Here is a 19,360-nt window from a genome sequence, read left to right as displayed (position 1 = left end):
AAATCTTGTTCTCATCTTCAACAAGCAATACTATTGATTTTCTACCAGTCCTGAATTCATCCTGTTATCAGGAGAGCAACTATTGCATAAGTTGCTGGTTTTGCTTTACTCCAGTTTGACTTAACCGTACAGCAGCAAGTAGTTTTACTGTTGAAAATAGCTTGGTTATATAGTCCACACCACCGAGACTTAAACCCTTGTCCTTACCAATGATAAGTATTCTAGCATTTTGTCACCGAATAAATTCGGTTGTTAACTCATATCCCCCCGCCGAACATGGGGGCTTTACGGATAATGTCTCCTCAGGTGTAACACTGAACATCTAATCAGGAATTACTGGGATTGCCAAACCAGTCTATTTTAGTAATTATTTTGATATTGTTCTAGGAAAAATCAAACTCATTACACAAGTTAATGTTAGTATAATTTTTCGACTCTACCAGGATTTATTAATCAAAGCAATATAATCCTTAATCCTTAAAGATGATTAACAAGTATGTCAACAAAATTTTTTTGTGTCTCAGATATCCACAAAGCTATGGTACCTTGTCCCTTAATTCTGAGTGCTCAAACCCCAGTCGTTGCAGCTGTGAGGTTAATGTGTCAAGTTGATGACACCTCTAATTTAACCTCATCATTGGTAGAATCAGATGTTAATCTGGCGGACTACAGAGAAAAACCCACTTGTGTGCTGGTAGTAGAAAACAAAAAATTACTTGGTATCTTCACACCAAAAGATCTTGCGAAATATATAGCCATGGGGGTCAATCTGGAGCAAGCGACCCTAGCTGAAGTGATGAATCAGAATCCTGTGACGCTAGAAAAATCACAATTTACAAATCTTTTTATAGCTTTGAATTTGTTACACCAATACAAAACTGACCATTTACCCATTGTGGATACACAGGAGCAATTTGTCGGTTTAGTAACACGTGATTCCTGTGAGTCTCTCTATGAAAATTCTGAATTTTTCATAGACTCCATACATTTAGAAGATTTCCCTTCAGTAATTCCCGCCATCAAGAAAGCCCTAGAGCGGGAAAGAGAACTGAGTGAATTGAAGTCGCGTTTTATAGCCATGACTTCCCATGAGTTTCGCACTCCTTTATCTGTAATTGCTTCCTCCGCCGGAATTTTAAAAGATTTTGGCGACCAACTCGACGAGGAGAGGAGAAAACAACATTTAGATTTTATTCTCACCTATGTAAAATACACAATTGAAATATTAGATGATATTCTATTAATTAATCAAGGGGAAAATGGCCAGTTAGAATTCAAACCTCAGCCTTTAGATTTAATTAGTTTTTGTCAGCAGTTAAGGGAAGAAATACAATTAAGCGCGCCACATCACACTATTGTCTTTGCTACTAATTCTCCATCTGGCGTAATTGAGAACTTGGATCAAAAACTACTCAGGCGAATATTAATCCATTTACTTGCTAATGCTCTGAAATATTCACCTCATCAAAGTACAGTAGAGTTTAACCTCCAGATGAGCGAATCAGATGTAACTTTTACTGTTCAAGATCAAGGTATTGGTATTCCTGAAGCAGACCAAGTTAAATTGTTTGAATCTTTCCACCGCGCCACCAATGTAGGTAATGTTCACGGTATGGGTTTAGGGTTATCTATTGTGAGCAAATGTATTCAATTACACGGAGCTTCTATTGCTGTGAAGAGTGCAGTGGGGATGGGGACTACTTTCATTGTTACTATTCCCTTTAGGTAGGGGCGAAAGTAATTATGACTGTGTTGAAACTATCCCATCCGGGATAGTTGAGTATATTGGCTTTTTTCAACGCACAGGGGCGCAGAGGTATGCGCAAAGGTACCAGAGGATTAATATTACAGATGCGATTTATACCAAGCTTGTCGCCACTGTTTCATTTGATTAATTTCTGTTACTTGGGCTTTGATCACTTCTTGAGCTAATTCCTGCAGTTCCGGACGCACAGACTTCTCTAAAGCATCTTGGGCCATGACTAGAGCACCTTCATGGTGGGGAATCATTCCATTGATAAAACGCAAATCAAATTTATCATCAGCAACACCCAAGTCCGTGCTCATCATCATGGCTTGCTTTTGTGCTGCTGTCATCTGCATCATGTGGCCCATTTCGGTATGATAACCCATAGGTTGATCTCCAGCGTTAGGATACCAAGCTGTTCGCCACTGCTGCATTTGAGAAATTTCTTGCTTTTGGGCGGTAATGATTTCCTCTGCTAGCTGTTTGATTTCAGGACGTTGTGATTTTTCCTGTGCTTCCTGAGCCATATCTATGGCTCCTTGATGGTGTAAAATCATAGCATCAATGAAGCGTAAATCATAATTACCATCTGCTGGCCCTAAGTCCATGGCATGATCCATATGAATGTGATCATTACTGGTTTCACTTGCGGTGATATTGGGGTTGGGGTTTTGGGAGGTAGTTGTGGAACAAGCTGTCAAAACTCCCGCGCTAAAGGATGTAAACACTACAAAGCTCCAAGCTAAAAATTTATTTCTCAAAGATAAGATTTGCATGGTTGATTCTTGACAAGACGTGATCTCGATTATATTTTGAGCTGTCTAATTAACCAGGCTCTGCGTCCTGAGTAAAATAGGAGGTGATTGGGTATTCATTCCCCAGTCCTAGAGCGTACAAATGAAAGGACTTCTCCAGCGATCAGTTTTTTGTTTAGTTTTATTCCTTACCGGATGTATCCCTACTAGAGATGTCAGGAATGCTCAACCACGAATACCCGGAAATACACTAGTACAATCAACGGTTAACAGTGATGTAAATTACATCTCTCGTGTTGTCCAAGAGGTAGGGCCTGCAGTCGTGCGCATTGACTCTACCCGCACTGTGGAAATCCCTCCAGACCCGATATTAGAGCGTTTTTTCCGGGGAGAATTACCGGCTAGGGAAGAAGTACAACAGGGTCTCGGCTCAGGATTTATTACTACATCCGATGGTCTAATTTTTACTAATGCCCATGTGGTAGCAAATGCAGATAATGTCACAGTTATATTGAAGGATGGCCGCCGTTTCCAAGGCGAGGTGGTGGGGGCTGATTCCGTCACTGATGTTGCGGTTGTCAAAATTGCAGCCACGAATTTACCGACAGTGAAGCTGGGTAATTCGGATAATTTAATACCAGGAGAATGGGCGATCGCCATTGGTAATCCTCTAGGATTAGATAATACAGTCACCCAAGGAATTATCAGCGCTACACAGCGTTCTGTAGCAGCTCTGGGTGTACCTGCAGAACGAGTTGACTTTATCCAAACCGACGCAGCAATTAATCCAGGTAACTCTGGCGGTCCCCTGCTGAATGCTCAAGGAGAAGTGATTGGGATGAACACCGCGATCATCCAGGGAGCCCAAGGGTTAGGTTTCGCCATTCCCATCAACACTGCTCAACGCATTGCAGAACAATTAATCGCCACGGGAAAAGTATCTCACCCCTACATCGGTATTCAAATGGCCCAGTTAAACCCTGAGTTGCGTGGGAAAATTAATCAAAGTGATGTGGGAATCACAATTACTCAGGACAGCGGTGTAATTGTTCTGGGAGTCGTCCGCAACTCCCCTGCTTTTCGCGCCGGTTTGCGTCCCGGTGACATTATTGAAAGTATTAATAATGTAGGGATTGAAGATATCAAGCAAGTACAGCAACAAGTAGAAACCACCAACATCGGTAATACCATGGTCATCACCATCAACCGCGATGGTAGCAGACAAAAGATTAGACTCCAACCAGAAGCTTTACCGACACCATAGCAACAGTCAAAAGGAACATTTTACCTCTCTATCATTTGTCAGAGGCAAAATAAATTACCTTTGTCTATAGTTGCGGTGGTGAAAATAGGACTTTCTTAATTAAAAATTCTTATGGAAGGTTTTCGTCTTGGTTCTATTTTCGGATTTGAAATCCGAGTTGATTTGTCCTGGTTGATAATTTTCTTTCTCGTTCTGTGGACTTTAAGCGCTGGAATATTCCCCACCAACTATCCCGGATTTGATAGTGGTACCTATTTTGCCATGGGTATAGTAGCAACGCTGCTATTTTTCACTTCCCTCCTAGCACATGAGCTTTCTCACTCCTTTGTGGCCAGAGCCAAGGGAATTCCCGTAGAAGGTATTACTCTATTTATTTTTGGTGGAGTTTCCCGCACTCGTATGGATGCACAAACCCCCGGGGACGAGTTCCAAATAGCTGGGGTGGGTCCGGTTGTGAGTCTGCTACTAGCTGCTGTATTTGGCTTGATTTGGTATGTGGGTAGCAATACTGGTTTGAGTGTAGTATTTACAGGTGTTTTTGCTTACCTAGCTGTGATTAATCTGGCTCTAGCTATCTTCAATATGTTACCGGGGTTTCCCTTAGATGGCGGTCGGGTTTTTCGTTCTATTCTTTGGAAGTATACAGGTAATCTCAAAAAATCGACAAAAATCGCCTCTAACGCCGGAAAATGGCTGAGTTATCTGTTAATCATCTTCGGTGTTTTGGAGATGTTTGCTGGGGCGATTTTGGGCGGACTGTGGCTAATTCTCATCGGTTGGTTCTTGTACAACGCCGCAGAAACTAGCTATGATGAGCTTTTGCTGCGTACCAGTTTACAAGGGGTAAGGGCCCAGGAAATTATGACTCCTCACCCGGAAACTGTCAGTCCTGACATGAAACTCCAAGAGTTAGTAGATAGATATTTTCTCAGTCGTCGCTATCATTCTTTTCCTGTGACACAAGACGGCCATCCTGTAGGTATTATTACTTTAAATCAGGTAAAGGATATTCCCAGAGAAGAATGGCAATATCGTACTGTCAAAGATACGATGATTCCCACCAAAAATGGTGTTACTGCTCGTCCAGAAGAACAGATGTCTCAAGTATTACAAAAAATGCAAGATTCAGGGGTTAGCCGTGTACTGGTGATTCACAATGACTTACTTAAAGGTATCATTACAGCCAATGATTTAGCTTACTGGTTACAGCGACAACGAGATTTAGGTGAGGTGACTTAATGATAATATATAAGCAGAAAATTATTTAAAGAGGCCATTTGGTGAGAATTTGCCATTTTTCGGTGAATATTCCGAGCAATCCTTTGCATCTTCAGTCAGGACGATAGAAGGTTGTACAGCACATTTGAGATAATGGTTATTTGAATAAAAGCGACAGTTTTTACATGGGACTTTATGTACACCATTGACAGTAAAAACCATTTTATTGTCTAAAATTGTACGAATTTTTTGCAAGATTAGGAAAAACATGACCCAACTGAATAGCAGAGCTATGGGAGATAAACTTAAAGCTACATCTGGGATATTTATACTATCTGGTTGCATTTGCTCTTGTTTAACTTCACTGGTGGTTACTTGAGAAATATTCCTATTTTTTGCCATTTCCTGCGGGATCATTACTTCAATAGACATATTCTTTATCCTCAGTTATATACAAGTGTGTTTTCATACACTGTAGTTTTTTATCTCAGCATAAACCCAGGTTTTGCTCTCCGGTTAATCATTGATTGATGAGAATTTTGCCAGAACTATGATTAACAAATCAGGGAGGTTAAATTTACCGCTGGTTCAGTTCTTCAACTCCAAGAAAATTTTTGCAGACGGATGGGGAATAAACAACCTAGAAGCTACAGAGTATAATGGACGGGGTAATATTCATTGTTTTATAGTCTAGATAACATCTGTCAGTGAAAATGCGTTGATATTAACTTTGATTAAGGGGCAAAATCCTCAATGTAGTTTATGGTTTAATTATATATTTAGCAAAAGAAATCTTATCCTATATCTGCCGATAGTTTTGTTTATAAATTTTAATTATATGTCAAAAGAAATATATAATTACATCGCTTTGATCAGGATTTTTTTATGATAAAATCTAGCAAGATACTAGTGTCAATCAATATAGATTAATCACAAGATAACAAGACAAAAATATCCTGTAAAATATCCATAAAATAGGTATGATCTCATGAGGAATCATAAATGTTAGACCTTATTCTCACTTGGGTAGTAACTACGATTAGCTTTCTAATCATTTCTAGACTACCTATCGGTATTGAAATTGATAGTTTGGGTAAAGCTGCAATTTCTGCGGCAGCTTTCGGTATATTGAATGCAATTTTACTACCGATTCTGGCCTTTTTAACCTTCCCTGTTATTCTTCTGAGTTTTGGGTTATTTGTCTTCATATTGAATGCAATTATTTTTGCTCTAGCTGCTGCTTTAGTCCCAGGATTTACTCTGCGATGGGGGTTTTGGAGCGCATTAATTGGCTCGATCGCTTTGGCGATTATTAATTCTATTCTCCTGGCTATTGTCAGAACCTGGAGTTAAAAAAAGTTGACTTTTTCAGAATACAAAAAAACATGGTGGTGTGAATGTTTATGTCTAAATTTTTCTTCAGAAAAATTGCCTTGCTACTCACAAGCTTGGTGATGGGGATAGTGCTCATTTCTGGTCAAGTATTACTCCCCGCTGGATCACAATCTCCTGGACAAACCGCTATTGCTGCTACATTTCCCCCCGTAGCCTCCCCCGATGGGGAACTCAGCGCCGGACCTGCAAAGTTACCACCATTACCCTATGCTTATACAGCACTGGGAAAAGCTATTGATGCGGAAACGATGAAACTACATCATGATGGACATCATGCTAGTTATGTGAATAATCTCAATGACGCTCTTAAGGAAGAGCCAGATTTACAGAAAAAGAGTGTTGAGGCTTTACTGCGGGATTTAAATAGTGTTCCTGAAAATATCCGCACAAAGGTTGGCAATAATGGTGGTGGACATCTGAATCACACAATTTTTTGGCAAATTATGACCCCTGAAGGTGGTGGTGAACCTACAGGGGAAATTGCATCGGAAATTAAGCAAACTTTTGGCAGTTTTGATCAGTTTAAACAACAGTTTAACCAAGCTGGAGGCGATCGCTTTGGTAGTGGTTGGGTCTGGTTGGTGCGTAACTCAACGGGTGAATTGCAAATCGTCACTACACCTAATCAAGATAACCCGATTATGAATGGTGCATACCCAATTATGGGTAATGATGTCTGGGAACACGCCTATTATTTGAGGTATCGCAACCGCCGCGGTGAGTATTTAAATAATTGGTGGGGTGTGATCAATTGGTCGGAAGTTAACAGGCGATCGCAGGTTTCCTTACAGTTTTAAACGCAAAGGGTCACAAAGTTTTTTTTGGGGGGGTATGTTAAGTCGGATATCTCTATTTTTTCTGGGAATACTCGCTTTTGTCTTTGTAGTTTTGATTGCTTCTCCGGCTACTATTATACCCCCCTCTGACCCTGTGGAACCGGTTACTGTTTATGTGGTTGATTTGGGTTTACATTCTAGATTGGTTTTACCTGATCGTGATCAAGGATTAATTCAATATGCTTACGGTGATTGGCGTTATTTTGCTTTGAATCAGCAAGGTTTGGGTAGTGGTGTTAGGGCGCTGCTGATTCCTACTCAGGGAACTTTGGGAAGGAGAAGATATGCAAATATTTCTGGGTTACAGCAGTCTGTTAGTTCTGATACTACTATCTTAAGTTTTGCAGTTGCTAGGAATAAGGTTACTGCTCTCAACCAGTTTTTAGATCAACGTTTTGAGAATAATATCTACACGGCGATTTTTAACCCCCAAAATCAAATGATTTTTGTCCAAGACGACCTAGATTATACTTTGTGTCACAACAGTAATCATGAGTTAGTTGTGTGGCTAAAAAAGTTAAATTGTCGTGTTGAGGGTTTTGTTTTGTTGGCTGATTTTCAATTGCAAGTCCCTCACTGATTATACACCTGAATAATTCATCCTCCCATCCTGTGAAATAAATGATAATTTTCCAACCCTAGAAATATGTAAATAAATATTTCAATTATCAGAGTATCAATTATTCGCAAGTTCAGGGAACTAATATGTAAATAGATTTACCTTCATCATGATTAGCGCTGATCAGTTTTTACAGGTGCATGAACATGAACAAAAGAAGTTTTGCAACCATAGACGCCAATCAGGCTGTAGCCGAAGTCGTTTATCGACTCAATGAAGTTATTGCTATTTATCCTATTACTCCATCTTCGCCTATGGCTGAGTGGGCGGATGCTTGGTCTAGTGAAGCTCAGAATAATATTTGGGGTACTGTTCCTACTGTGGTGGAGATGCAGAGTGAGGGGGGTGTCGCAGGTGCTATACACGGCGCTTTACAAACGGGTTCACTGACAACTACTTTTACAGCTTCTCAGGGGTTATTGCTGATGATCCCGAATATGTATAAAATTGCTGGGGAACTCACACCGACAGTTTTTCATATAGCAGCGCGATCGCTCGCTGCACAAGCCCTCTCTATTTTCGGTGATCATAGTGATGTCATGGCAGCACGGGGTACAGGTTTTGCCATGTTATGCGCTGCTTCGGTGCAAGAAGCACAGGATTTCGCCCTGATATCAACTAGAGCCACCCTAGAATCACGGATACCATTTATCCACTTTTTTGATGGCTTTCGTACTTCCCACGAAATCAACAAAATCAACAATTTAACAGAAAACAATTTACGAGAATTCATCCCCGATCAGTTAGTATTCGCCCACCGTTCACGGGCCCTCACCCCCGACCAACCAGTTTTGCGGGGAACAGCACAAAATCCTGATATCTACTTCCAAGCCAGGGAAACTGTCAATCCTTATTATTTAGCTTGTCCAGACATCACCCAGAAAGTCATGGATGAATTTGCAGCTATGACGGGACGACAGTACCAACTGTTTGAATACCACGGTCACCCCGGGGCGGAACGGGTGATGGTGCTCATGGGTTCAGGTTGCGAGGCGGTACATGAAACAGTAGATGACCTCAAGTCCCATGGTGAAAAGGTGGGGGTTGTGAAAGTCAGACTATATCGCCCCTTTGATGCTGTGCGCTTTGTGGCTAGTTTACCCAAAACTACCCGCAGCATTGCCGTACTTGACCGCACCAAGGAACCAGGCGCATCTGGTGAACCATTATATTTAGATGTGGTGGCTGCAATTCATGAAGCATGGGAAACAGGGGAAAAACCTCAAGTTGTGGGTGGTCGTTACGGTTTATCTTCTAAAGAATTCACCCCAGCCATGATTAAAGCAGTCTTTGACCACTTGGCTGCAACTCAACTGAAAAATCATTTCACCATCGGTATTGAGGATGATGTCACCCACACCAGCTTAAACTATGACCCTGATTTTAACATTGAATCCGACCAGATCATTAGAGCTATTTTTTATGGTTTGGGTGCAGATGGTACCGTGGGGGCAAATAAAAACTCTATCAAAATTATTGGGGAAGAAACTAACAACTACGCTCAAGGTTATTTTGTCTACGACTCTAAAAAATCAGGCTCGGTGACGGTTTCTCACCTGCGCTTTGGTTCTCAATTGATTCGCTCTACCTATTTAATTAGCAAAGCTAACTTTATCGGCTGTCATCAATGGGAATTTTTGTTAAAGTTTCCCATCTTGAAAGACATCATACCAGGTGGGACATTATTAATCAACTCCCCCTATGAAAAAGATCAAGTATGGCATCATCTACCGGCATCAGTACAAGAGCAAATTATCCACAAGGGGCTGAGAGTTTATGTCATCAATGCCTATAAGGTAGCTCGTCAAGCAGGGATGGCGGGGAGAATTAACACGGTAATGCAGGTATGTTTCTTTGCTTTATCGGGGGTGTTACCCAGAGCAGAAGCCATAGAAGAAATTAAAAAATCTATCCGCAAGACTTACGGCCAAAAAGGCCAGGAAATTGTACAGATGAATATTCGGGCGGTAGATACCACATTAGAAAATTTGTGGGAGGTAGAAATCGGGTCAGAAGTGACGGGGGAACAGTTTTCCTTATCACCAATTCCCGATACTGCGCCGGCCTTTGTCCGTGATGTGTTAGGAAAAATGATCTGTCGTCAAGGGGATGAAATCACCGTCAGTGCTTTACCCGCTGATGGTACTTATCCTACAGGGACTGCGAAATGGGAAAAGCGTAACATTGCTCAGGAAATACCCGTTTGGGATACAGATGTTTGTATTCAATGTGGTAAGTGTGTGATGGTCTGTCCTCACAGTGTGATTCGTAGTCAGGTTTACGAACCTCCGCAGTTAGAAAATGCACCCCCAACCTTTAAGAGCGCCAATGCTAAAGACCATGATTGGCAAGGTTTAAAATATACTATCCAAGTAGCGCCGGAAGATTGTACTGGTTGCGGTATTTGCGTAGATGTTTGTCCGGCTAAGGATAAATCAGAACCACGGCGTAAAGCCATTAATATGGCACCACAGTTACCATTGCGGGAGCAAGAACGGGAAAATTGGGATTTCTTTTTAAGTATTCCCCACCCTGATAGAAGTAAGTTGAAGTTGACCCATATCAACCAACAGCAAATGCAAGAACCATTATTTGAGTTTTCTGGGGCTTGCGCTGGTTGTGGGGAAACACCTTATATTAAGTTAGCCACACAGTTATTTGGCGATCGCATGATTGTTGCTAACGCCACCGGTTGTTCTTCAATATATGGGGGGAATTTACCTACCACACCTTGGACTCACAATAGCGCCGGACGTGGGCCAGCTTGGTCAAATTCCTTATTTGAAGATAACGCGGAATTTGGCTTAGGTTTTCGGATTTCCATCGATAAAAAAGCCGAATTTGCCGCCCAATTGCTGCAAAAACTCGCAACAGATATAGGGGAAGAACTAGCCCAGGGTATTCTCAATGCGCCACAAAAAGATGAAGCTGATATTTGGGAACAAAGACAACGAGTAGAATTACTCAAACAACGGTTAGAGCAAATCCCGAATAATCAAGCCAGCCAGCATCTTAAATCTCTAGCTGACTACTTAGTCAAAAAGAGTGTATGGATTATTGGCGGTGATGGTTGGGGTTATGATATCGGCTACGGAGGATTAGACCACGTTTTAGCCAGTGGACACAACGTTAATATTCTGATTCTGGATACTGAGGTTTACTCGAATACAGGTGGGCAAATGTCCAAAGCCACACCCAAAGCAGCTGTAGCTAAATTTGCCGCCGGAGGTAAAGCCGCACGGAAAAAAGACCTGGGCTTAATCGCAATGACTTACGGCAATGTTTATATTGCTAGTGTCGCCATGGGCGCACGTGATGAACACACCCTAAAAGCATTTCTCGAAGCGGAAGCTTATCAAGGGCCATCCCTAATTATCGCCTACAGCCATTGTATTGCCCACGGCATCAACATGACCACAGCCATGCAGAATCAAAAAGCGGCTGTAGATTCAGGTCAATGGCTTCTATATAGATTTCATCCAGACCGCATCAAGGAAGGACAAAACCCATTACAACTGGATTCGCGCACGCCCAAGTTACCACTAGAGGAATATATGTATCTAGAAAACCGCTTTAAAATGTTAACCAAAAGGGACAGCCAAGCAGCACTGCAATTACTCAAAGAAGCTCAAGCTGATGTCAAAACCCGTTGGCAAACTTATCGATATTTGGCTGCTAGAGATTATACCCAGACATGAATACAAGATTATCTGTGTTTCTGTGTGGTTAATTACCCCTTAGAACATTAACAACAGGAGTAATGAGTATGGACTTAACAACAACATATATGGGGATAAAATTGAGGTCTCCTCTTGTTCCCTCCGCATCTCCCCTGTCGGAAGACATTGATAATATCCAGCGCATGGAAACAGCAGGTGCTGGTGCGGTAGTGATGCATTCATTATTTGAGGAACAATTGCGCTTTGAAAGTCATGAACTCCACCATCATCTCACCCAGGGGACAGAAAGTTTTTCGGAAGCCCTCACCTACTTACCGGATTCCATTAACTTTCGGGTAGGACCAGAAACCTATTTAGAGCATATCCACAAAGCCAAGGAAAGGGTAAGTATTCCTATTATTGCTAGTCTCAACGGCTCATCCCTGGGTGGATGGACAAACTACGCCAAACAAATTCAGCAAGCGGGAGCAGATGCGCTGGAGTTAAATATTTACTATGTTCCTACTGATATGGAACTCACTAGTAATGAAATTGAGCAGACTTATATTAATATTCTCGATGCGGTCAAAGCAGTAGTTACTATCCCCGTAGCAGTGAAACTCAGCCCTTATTTTACTAATATGGCAAATATGGCTAAACGTTTGGATGCAGCTGGGGCTGATGCATTGGTACTGTTTAACCGCTTTTACCAGGCGGATATTAATCTCAGTCTGTTGGATGTTGAACCTAATGTATTGTTAAGTACACCCCAATCTCTGCGCTTACCCCTGCGCTGGATTGCTATCCTCCATGGTCGCATTCATGCCGATTTGGCAGCAACTAGCGGTATTCATCGGGGAGAAGATGTATTAAAAATGCTAATGGCTGGTGCGAGAATTACTATGCTTTGCTCAGTTTTACTCAAGCATGGAATTGACCATATTCGTGTGATCGAGCGGGAAATGCGCGAATGGATGGAAAAACACGAGTACGAGTCAGTACAACAAATGCAGGGGAGTATGAGTCAAAAAAATTGCCCTAATCCTAGCGCCTTTGAACGTGTCCAGTATATGCGATCGCTTGCCATTTATAAACCTGAATGGAAAGCTAATCACGATACATCATATTACTTTGGTTGAAAACTATGATCCCAACCCACCCCTTGACTCTTTAGCCCCTGGGGGTAGGTTTCTACATAGGAAAACAAAGAATAGGCGTTACTGAATCCGAGTATGAATCATGCGATCGCCTGTGCCAGTTCCGTAAGTCCTATAAAAAACAGATTAGGGAGATTTTATAATTATGCAAATCACCATAGATTTACCAGATAATTTAACAGATAAGATTCAAAATGAATGGGTTAATTTACCACAAAAAATCATTGCCAATCTTGTCTTAGACGCTTTGCGGGAAGGTTTAATTGATTTTCAGGAAATGAAGGAGATGCTTAACTTTTTCTCTGAGGCAGAATTAAAGGAATTTTTAAAACAAAAAAATATGCTTCATACTAAAGGAATCCTCAATTTATCTGGTGCTTGTGCGGATATTGATTTTAATGTTGATGAACAAGGAATTTATGAAGATCCGGATAATGATTTAATTGGCGTGTTTGATGAATAATAATTCTTTAGTTTATTTACTAGATACAAATGTTTGTATTATGTATCTCAAACGGACGTAACCCCCCTTCTGTGGGAAGTATAAAAGCTACCCGTCCTGATACCTGGAGAGTGGGTAACAGTAAATACATCACATATTAGGCTTCTGGGGCGATCGCCACCCAGGGGGTGCGGTTCTAAATAGGGAAACTAGGAATAGTCTGATCAATTAACTGCATTAACTTAATAGTCTCTTGCAGCGCCACCACTACACGCTGATAATGTAGAATATCTTCATCATTTAGGGTGCGTCCTTTCCTGTCTTTCAGCCATTTTTGACAAACTTGATAACCACCAATATAAAAGTTCCACACCTGTTCTGGTACTCCTGTGAATTTATCACCCTTTTTATTAATCACTACCGCACCTTGAATATATTTAGGATGTCCTGGATCTACTATTTGACCTCCCCCATTTTCTGTAAATTGGGTGATCAGGTTATTTAATTGGGGTGATTTCATTAGGTGTAGTGCTACTAATTCTTGTCCATATTCTGCAAGTTGACAGAATAACTCATTGTTACTGGTGAGGGGGACGCGGGGGAAGTCGATTTTGAGAAATTCGGCGTAACGGGTGCGGTAGGTGGGACTGTGGAAGATGGCGTATATATAATAAAATATGGTTTCTGCTGTGGGGAGGTAACCAAGGTTTGTTTCTATTTTGTTGAGGAAGTCTTGTGAAAAGTTGGGGCGTTTTTCTTGTTGGAGTTCTTGGGGGTTGGTTGTGTCGGGGTAAAGGTAGAGGGGGAATAAATTAACTCCACCTCTTCTGAAAACATTTTCATCAGCAGGTTGAGAAGAAACTGTGATTAAATGCCATATTTTATCGTTGACAGCAATACCTTGACGACCTAAACCCAAACACAAATTATCCTTACCTGCAACATGATTAATCAATTCACGTCTGGGATAATCCATTGCTACTGTACTATAATAACAGTAACGCCAATCAAAAGGACGATATAAACAGGTAATGATTTTTGATTGCCAATTATTATCAGCTTTAATTTTTGTCCGTGCTTCCTTTAATTTCCAATCTCGATTATCTTTTATATCATATTGCCGGGAGTATTCCTCATCAGAAAGTTTCTCATCTCGCATTTCGTTAAATCTTTGATAGATTTTATCTGGTTCAAAATCAATCGCAAAATGATCTCGATGAGTTTTTACACCAGTGGAATTAACAGCCATAATATCAGTAATCTTAAAATACCGTTCATACTCCCCTAACAAATCCCTATCTTGAGGAATGAATAGATAAAAAGGAGATTGGGGGTTAATTACCTGAAAATCTGTAGACTTAATCGTATTTTCAGTTAACACCTGATACTTATCTGACCTTAACCCATATAAATGAGCATGATTAATATATCTATCCTCTCCCTTAATCGCTAAAGTAATGCTTACCCCTTGCTGAATATCAAAAACATTCTCATCCTTACTTCCATCTATCCCCCTCTCCTTCTTCTTACTATTCCCATGTAAATCATAAATGTAAATTTCATCAAAACTTTTAATTAAATGCTGACGCATTCCCCTAAAAGTAGGATTATCTAAGAAACCATGATTAGTTACAAAAGCTAAAATACCTTGATTAGTTTCATCAATCCGCCACTGAGCAAACCTGATAAACTTAACATAATCATCTTGTAAACCTTTAGGATTTCTTTCACCCAATGGTTTACCATCAACTTGATAATAATCCTTAACTAATTCCCTAATCCAATCACCATTATTACTAGAATCATAAGAATAAGGAGGATTACCAATCACCACCATAATCGGTTCCTGTTTTTTAACCCTTGACCCATCCCGCGCTTCCTGTGCGATTAACTCCTCCATTTGGGGAATAGCCAAATTTAACTGCTGGGTTTCCTCCCTTAACCTCACATCCTCCAAGGTATTAATCAAATAAACCCCCAACCGCACCCCACCATCAAACTTATATCCCGTCTCCTCCAAAAACAAACCCAACTTGAGATGACAAATTGCATAGGGAGCCATTAACAACTCAAAACCGAATATCCTCGGTAATAACCTCTCCTTGACGTACCCAGACCAAGACTTATCAGCTAAACCTTCCGTAAGTGCTTCTGGTGACTCCTGAAACCGTTGATAAATTAATTGACATATCCATAACAAGAATGTCCCAGTACCACAAGCAGGGTCAAGAATCATCACCTCTGGGTCTGCTAACCCCAAAGGTTTATTAAATTTCTCCTGTACCAAAATATCTACAGACCGCACCATATAAGAAACCACCGGTTCTGGTGTATAGTACACCCCCCGACGTTCCCGCATTTGTGGTTTATATGCTGCTAAAAAGTCTTCATAGAACCGAATCACAATATCTTCCCGGTTCATCTTCATCTCAAAGTCACAGAGAATTGCTTCCATTTTAGCAGCCCGGAGGACACCAAAAATCTCGGCAATTGCCCCAATTAACTCATCACCTAACTCTGAAGCTGTCCGCTTTGATATGTCTTCAAATAGTTGACGCAAGAAAGGATTAGTTTCTGGTAACTGTTCCCAAGCTGTTTTTCTATCAAACAGGGTTTGTTGATTGCGTCCTTGTTTCCTATCCTTGACATAACCAAACACCCTAGCGGTAAATAAAGCATAGGCGATGGTTTGAGCGTAGATATCAGCAAAGCTGTAATCTTTGTCGTTATCGGAACTGAGTTTTAATGAGGGTAGCAATTCCCGTTGAAAGCTCTTTAGTAGGTTGTGTAAATACCCGGTTTCTAGTTCTTGGTGGTAAACTTGTGGGATGATTTGCTCAATTACCCGCGCTGATTTAGCTAATAGTTGGGCTAATTCCTGGGATGTTTGAATAGGTTCATAAAATACCCACTCTACTAGGGGAACAGGGGTAGAGGTTAAATTATCAACTGCTATGGGTAATTCAGTTTGAGTGAGTCGTTTTAACCTTGCGACTAACTGACTATCACCCCAGTTAAAGGTTTGGATCTGTGTTTGACGTAAACCTCCTTCTGTGGGAAGTATAAAAGCTACCCGTCCTGATGCTTGGGGACTGGGTAACAGTAAATACATCACAGGTTGGGCTTCAAATATGCGGTTAGTATAATGACCGTAAATTTCCTGTTGCTGTGCGGGGGAGGTAAAAAACTGCTTCGCCTGGGTGTCTGTCATCCCTGTAAGCTGTGGATAAAATCCCACTGCTATGGGGGAGGTTTCCTCAGCTTCTGACTGGTTATTACCGGGGTGTAGATACCAAAACCGTGAACCCTCTGGGTCAAGTTGTTTAAATGGATATCCTAACAGTTGCTGTAGTGCTTCAACTCGACTATCTGGGTCTGGGTTGTTGATGAGTGGTTGCAACTGTTGTGATATAGCTTTCATGGTGCGGTCGGGTAACTGTTGATACGGCAGCAATCAGGGTAAAAGATTTGCTATTGATAAATTATACTATAGTTGGTTGAGTGATGTTACAATTATTAATACTCAGTATACCCCACCCCCTAATCCATCCCTTCCAGAGGGGAGGGCGATGATCAGTTGATAATTCTATGTGGTTTTTAGAATTGGGAATTGGGAATTAAAAACTTGAAATTACCTGATCTTAGCCCCCTAAGCGCGTGCTTAGGGGTTGGGGTTGGGGTTCTCATCCCCGTTACGGTTTAAACTAACACTGGTTCAGATTTTACTGTGCTGACAGTATTTGTTTCGGATTCTGTGCAGTAAATTTCACAGGAGTTATTGGGACTTTCAATTAGTTTGATTTTGTACAGTTGAGCACCTAGTTCTTTAACAGGCGATCGCAGTAAGTTACTGATATATAGGGCGATATTTTCAGCGGTAGGGACAACTTCGGCAAAGAAGGGGATATCTTTGTTTAAGAAGGTATGGTCAAATGGTTCTACTACATGGTCTTCAATAGCCTGATTCAGCGCCCCTAAATCGACAATCATCCCGGTGCGTGGGTCAATTTCCCCTTTAACGGTAACTTCTAGATGGTAGTTATGTCCGTGACCATGGGGACGGGCGCACTTTCCGTAAATTTGCGAGTTTTCTTCGTTACTCAGTTGAGGATGAGCTAGCCGATGGGCGGCGCTAAAGTGGGTACTGATGCTGAGGTAAGCTTCCATTCCGTCTCCTGTATAATCTGCCCAAAGTTGAGGATGTTCAAATAACTGCACACGGACTAAGGGTAAATGCGGTGCTAGACGCTGCCAGATCACCCGTGCAATATTTTCTGTAGTGGGGAGATTTTCTTGAAATTCTGCCCATACATCATTGAGGTAAGAGAAGTCTAGTTGGCTGGTAACTTCGCGTTTAATTACGTGTTTGACATCAGACAAGTTAAGTACCATACCATATTTATCCAGTTCTCCAGCCATGGAGATAAATAAAACATAGTTGTGTCCATGTCCGGGAAATCTAGAGCAAGCACCAAATTTCTCAATATTCTCGGCTTCGCTCAGTTCCGGTAACCAATACCGATGACTAGCCGAAAACTGCGCGCGACGATTAACAATACATTGCATGAGTATTCTGTAAACCTAGCTCAACATTTCTTCAAGTTTCACTATTTACAGCATAAACTAATTGGGCTCCTCGATCACTGTGTGACTGAGAGGATGTTTGGAAAGTATTAAACAGGTAATTTTTATATTAGGGAACAGGGAACACCGGAGCACCGAAGCACCGAAGCACCGAAGCACCGAAGCAGGGAATGGGGGACACTCCGAAACAATAAAATCCAGTCCCCTCCCCTTACAAGGACAAGACAAGGTGGACAAGGTGGACAAGGTGACAAGGGAGAAAAACAGTACAAAGTCTGTATTTTTAGTAAGAAAAATAGCCCCTTAAAAGACCATTGTCCGTATAAAATCTTCCTTGTCCACTTTCCTTCCTTGTCTTCCTAGTCTTGCCTTCACAGATCATATTAAAAACCTACCCTTACAAGGGGAGGGTTAGGGTGGGGTGAAACAATAGTTGATACACTAATCATGACTTATCAAACATCCTCTGAGAATATATTCACTAGCTGTGCGATCTGCTTACAGCAGCGCTACGCTATCGCGAACTTATGTATTTATACTTAATTCACTTTTTAAAACCCTAAGTCGTGGTTCTTCCGGTAGTAACCACCGCGCAAATTCTTGCGGATATTTTTGGTGCTAGTAATTTACAAAGGTTGTCAAAACTCACAGGGGGTTTATTAGGGGTGTATATTTCTGTTTACATCCTCTCCATATGGGAGAGGGAAGTCAACATCCAGAAATCAGCACCTGACTTGAGCTATACTTGAGCTATAATTGTGCGATGACGCGGGGTGTTACTGGTAATAGTGGGAGCATGGAAACCAGCCTCAACTAAGGCTTGCTGAATATCCAAAGCAAAATACTGATCTAAATAAGGTTCAGTGCTTTTGAGCAGGGTCAAAATGTAGGGGGGCATTTGCTTGTATATTTCTGATTGGGGATTCATATCCATAATCCCTAAATGACCACCGGGACGCAGCAACCGGCGCATTTCTGCCAAAATATTTCGGGTTGCTGACTGGGGCAATTCATGGCACATTAAGAAAATAGAAACTAAGTCAAAAGAAGCATCTGGTAACCCAGTAGATTCTGCGGGAGCATGGAGCCAATTGATGTGAGCTTGATACTGTTGGGCGTGGTAGTCAGCAACGGCTAAAAAGTAAGGTGATAAGTCTAAACCTGTAATCCGAGACTGGGGATAAACTGCTTGTAGAGCCAAGGTACTTAGTCCTACACTACATCCCACATCTAGGATATCTTGGGGAGGATGGGGAAGGGAAGCTGTGAGAATATCGTGGTAACTCTGACGTAGTTTGGCATCACCTTGGGCATCTGCATCTTGCCAGATTTTAGCATGAACAGCATGGGCTGCGGGTTTTACTTCAAAAGCAGCTTGCCAACTGAGATTACCACTGTCGTAAGCATGAAATGAGGTGAGATAGTAGTCTGGGTAAGCAACCTGGGGATTGTGAACTTTTGTGAGTTCTGGTGTCCAATCACGGGACTGTAAGCTTTTAACTTCTTGTGTCCAGGGAACGCCAATTTTTTCAGCCCTTTTAATCATCATTTGTCTAGCTTGATGCTTGGCTAGATTGGCTAAGGGTTTGATAGCCAGGATACCATTTACTAAACGGGAGGCTAAACCAATAGCATTTGTTGTCGCAGCAGTCATATTGTTTTGGGTTTGGGTTGGGTTTAACAG

14 protein-coding genes are annotated in these 19,360 nt (G+C 41.5%); 9 read left to right on the top strand and 5 right to left on the bottom strand.

Features of this window, described 5'->3' with window-relative positions:
- The first annotated feature begins 496 nt into the window (after window positions 1-496).
- Complete coding sequence (locus tag IM676_RS05285; RefSeq protein WP_200989250.1) at window positions 497-1,729, top strand: ATP-binding protein; 1,233 nt, start codon at window positions 497-499, stop codon at window positions 1,727-1,729.
- Window positions 1,730-1,845: 116 nt separating this feature from the next.
- Here the strand turns inward: IM676_RS05285 and IM676_RS05280 are convergent, their stop codons facing one another.
- Window positions 1,846-2,523, bottom strand: a complete 678-nt coding sequence (locus IM676_RS05280) for a DUF305 domain-containing protein (protein ID WP_200989249.1) — start codon at window positions 2,521-2,523, stop codon at window positions 1,846-1,848.
- A gap of 121 nt (window positions 2,524-2,644) precedes the next feature.
- Here IM676_RS05280 and IM676_RS05275 point away from each other — a divergent pair, with 121 nt between their 5' ends.
- Both IM676_RS05275 and IM676_RS05270 read left to right on the top strand, forming a co-directional pair.
- Window positions 2,645-3,766, top strand: coding sequence for an HhoA/HhoB/HtrA family serine endopeptidase (locus tag IM676_RS05275; RefSeq protein WP_200989248.1), 1,122 nt, complete (start codon window positions 2,645-2,647; stop codon window positions 3,764-3,766).
- Between the two features lie 111 nt (window positions 3,767-3,877).
- Window positions 3,878-5,005 carry a site-2 protease family protein gene (locus tag IM676_RS05270; RefSeq protein WP_200989247.1) on the top strand — a complete coding sequence of 376 codons (1,128 nt, stop codon included), beginning with the start codon at window positions 3,878-3,880 and terminating at the stop codon, window positions 5,003-5,005.
- Between the two features lie 21 nt (window positions 5,006-5,026).
- Here the strand turns inward: IM676_RS05270 and IM676_RS05265 are convergent, their stop codons facing one another.
- Window positions 5,027-5,416, bottom strand: coding sequence for a hypothetical protein (locus IM676_RS05265; RefSeq protein ID WP_200989246.1), 390 nt, complete (start codon window positions 5,414-5,416; stop codon window positions 5,027-5,029).
- A 570-nt stretch (window positions 5,417-5,986) separates the two neighbouring features.
- Here IM676_RS05265 and IM676_RS05260 point away from each other — a divergent pair.
- From IM676_RS05260 to IM676_RS05235, 6 genes are all read left to right on the top strand, one after another.
- Window positions 5,987-6,337 (top strand): phage holin family protein, encoded by a 351-nt coding sequence (locus tag IM676_RS05260; protein WP_200989245.1) that lies wholly within the window; start codon window positions 5,987-5,989, stop codon window positions 6,335-6,337.
- A 50-nt stretch (window positions 6,338-6,387) separates the two neighbouring features.
- Window positions 6,388-7,176: a superoxide dismutase gene (locus IM676_RS05255; RefSeq protein WP_200989244.1), complete on the top strand. Its 789-nt coding sequence runs from the start codon at window positions 6,388-6,390 to the stop codon at window positions 7,174-7,176.
- A 34-nt stretch (window positions 7,177-7,210) separates the two neighbouring features.
- Window positions 7,211-7,795, top strand: a complete 585-nt coding sequence (locus tag IM676_RS05250) for a DUF2459 domain-containing protein (protein ID WP_200989243.1) — start codon at window positions 7,211-7,213, stop codon at window positions 7,793-7,795.
- 185 nt (window positions 7,796-7,980) lie between these two features.
- Window positions 7,981-11,532 carry a pyruvate:ferredoxin (flavodoxin) oxidoreductase gene (gene nifJ, locus IM676_RS05245; RefSeq protein ID WP_200989242.1) on the top strand — a complete coding sequence of 1,184 codons (3,552 nt, stop codon included), beginning with the start codon at window positions 7,981-7,983 and terminating at the stop codon, window positions 11,530-11,532.
- A gap of 68 nt (window positions 11,533-11,600) precedes the next feature.
- Window positions 11,601-12,632: a dihydroorotate dehydrogenase-like protein gene (locus IM676_RS05240; protein WP_200989241.1), complete on the top strand. Its 1,032-nt coding sequence runs from the start codon at window positions 11,601-11,603 to the stop codon at window positions 12,630-12,632.
- Window positions 12,633-12,795: 163 nt separating this feature from the next.
- Window positions 12,796-13,113 (top strand): hypothetical protein, encoded by a 318-nt coding sequence (locus tag IM676_RS05235; RefSeq protein WP_200989240.1) that lies wholly within the window; start codon window positions 12,796-12,798, stop codon window positions 13,111-13,113.
- A gap of 175 nt (window positions 13,114-13,288) precedes the next feature.
- On the opposite strand, the gene IM676_RS05230 is transcribed toward IM676_RS05235, so the two are convergent.
- The 3 genes from IM676_RS05230 to IM676_RS05220 all read right to left on the bottom strand — a co-directional run bounded on the left by IM676_RS05230 (window position 13,289) and on the right by IM676_RS05220 (window position 19,330).
- Window positions 13,289-16,513: a type ISP restriction/modification enzyme gene (locus IM676_RS05230; RefSeq protein WP_200989239.1), complete on the bottom strand. Its 3,225-nt coding sequence runs from the start codon at window positions 16,511-16,513 to the stop codon at window positions 13,289-13,291.
- Window positions 16,514-16,791: 278 nt separating this feature from the next.
- Window positions 16,792-17,658 carry a 6-carboxytetrahydropterin synthase gene (locus IM676_RS05225; RefSeq protein WP_200989238.1) on the bottom strand — a complete coding sequence of 289 codons (867 nt, stop codon included), beginning with the start codon at window positions 17,656-17,658 and terminating at the stop codon, window positions 16,792-16,794.
- 757 nt (window positions 17,659-18,415) lie between these two features.
- Window positions 18,416-19,330: a class I SAM-dependent methyltransferase gene (locus tag IM676_RS05220; RefSeq protein WP_200989237.1), complete on the bottom strand. Its 915-nt coding sequence runs from the start codon at window positions 19,328-19,330 to the stop codon at window positions 18,416-18,418.
- Window positions 19,331-19,360 lie beyond the last annotated feature (30 nt).

The sequence above is a fragment of the Anabaenopsis elenkinii CCIBt3563 genome (genome assembly GCF_015245355.1).
Classification (GTDB): Bacteria; Cyanobacteriota; Cyanobacteriia; order Cyanobacteriales; family Nostocaceae; genus Anabaenopsis; species Anabaenopsis elenkinii.
The sequence above is the reverse complement of the archived record's forward strand: the minus strand, read 5'-3'. Positions and strand labels throughout refer to the sequence as shown.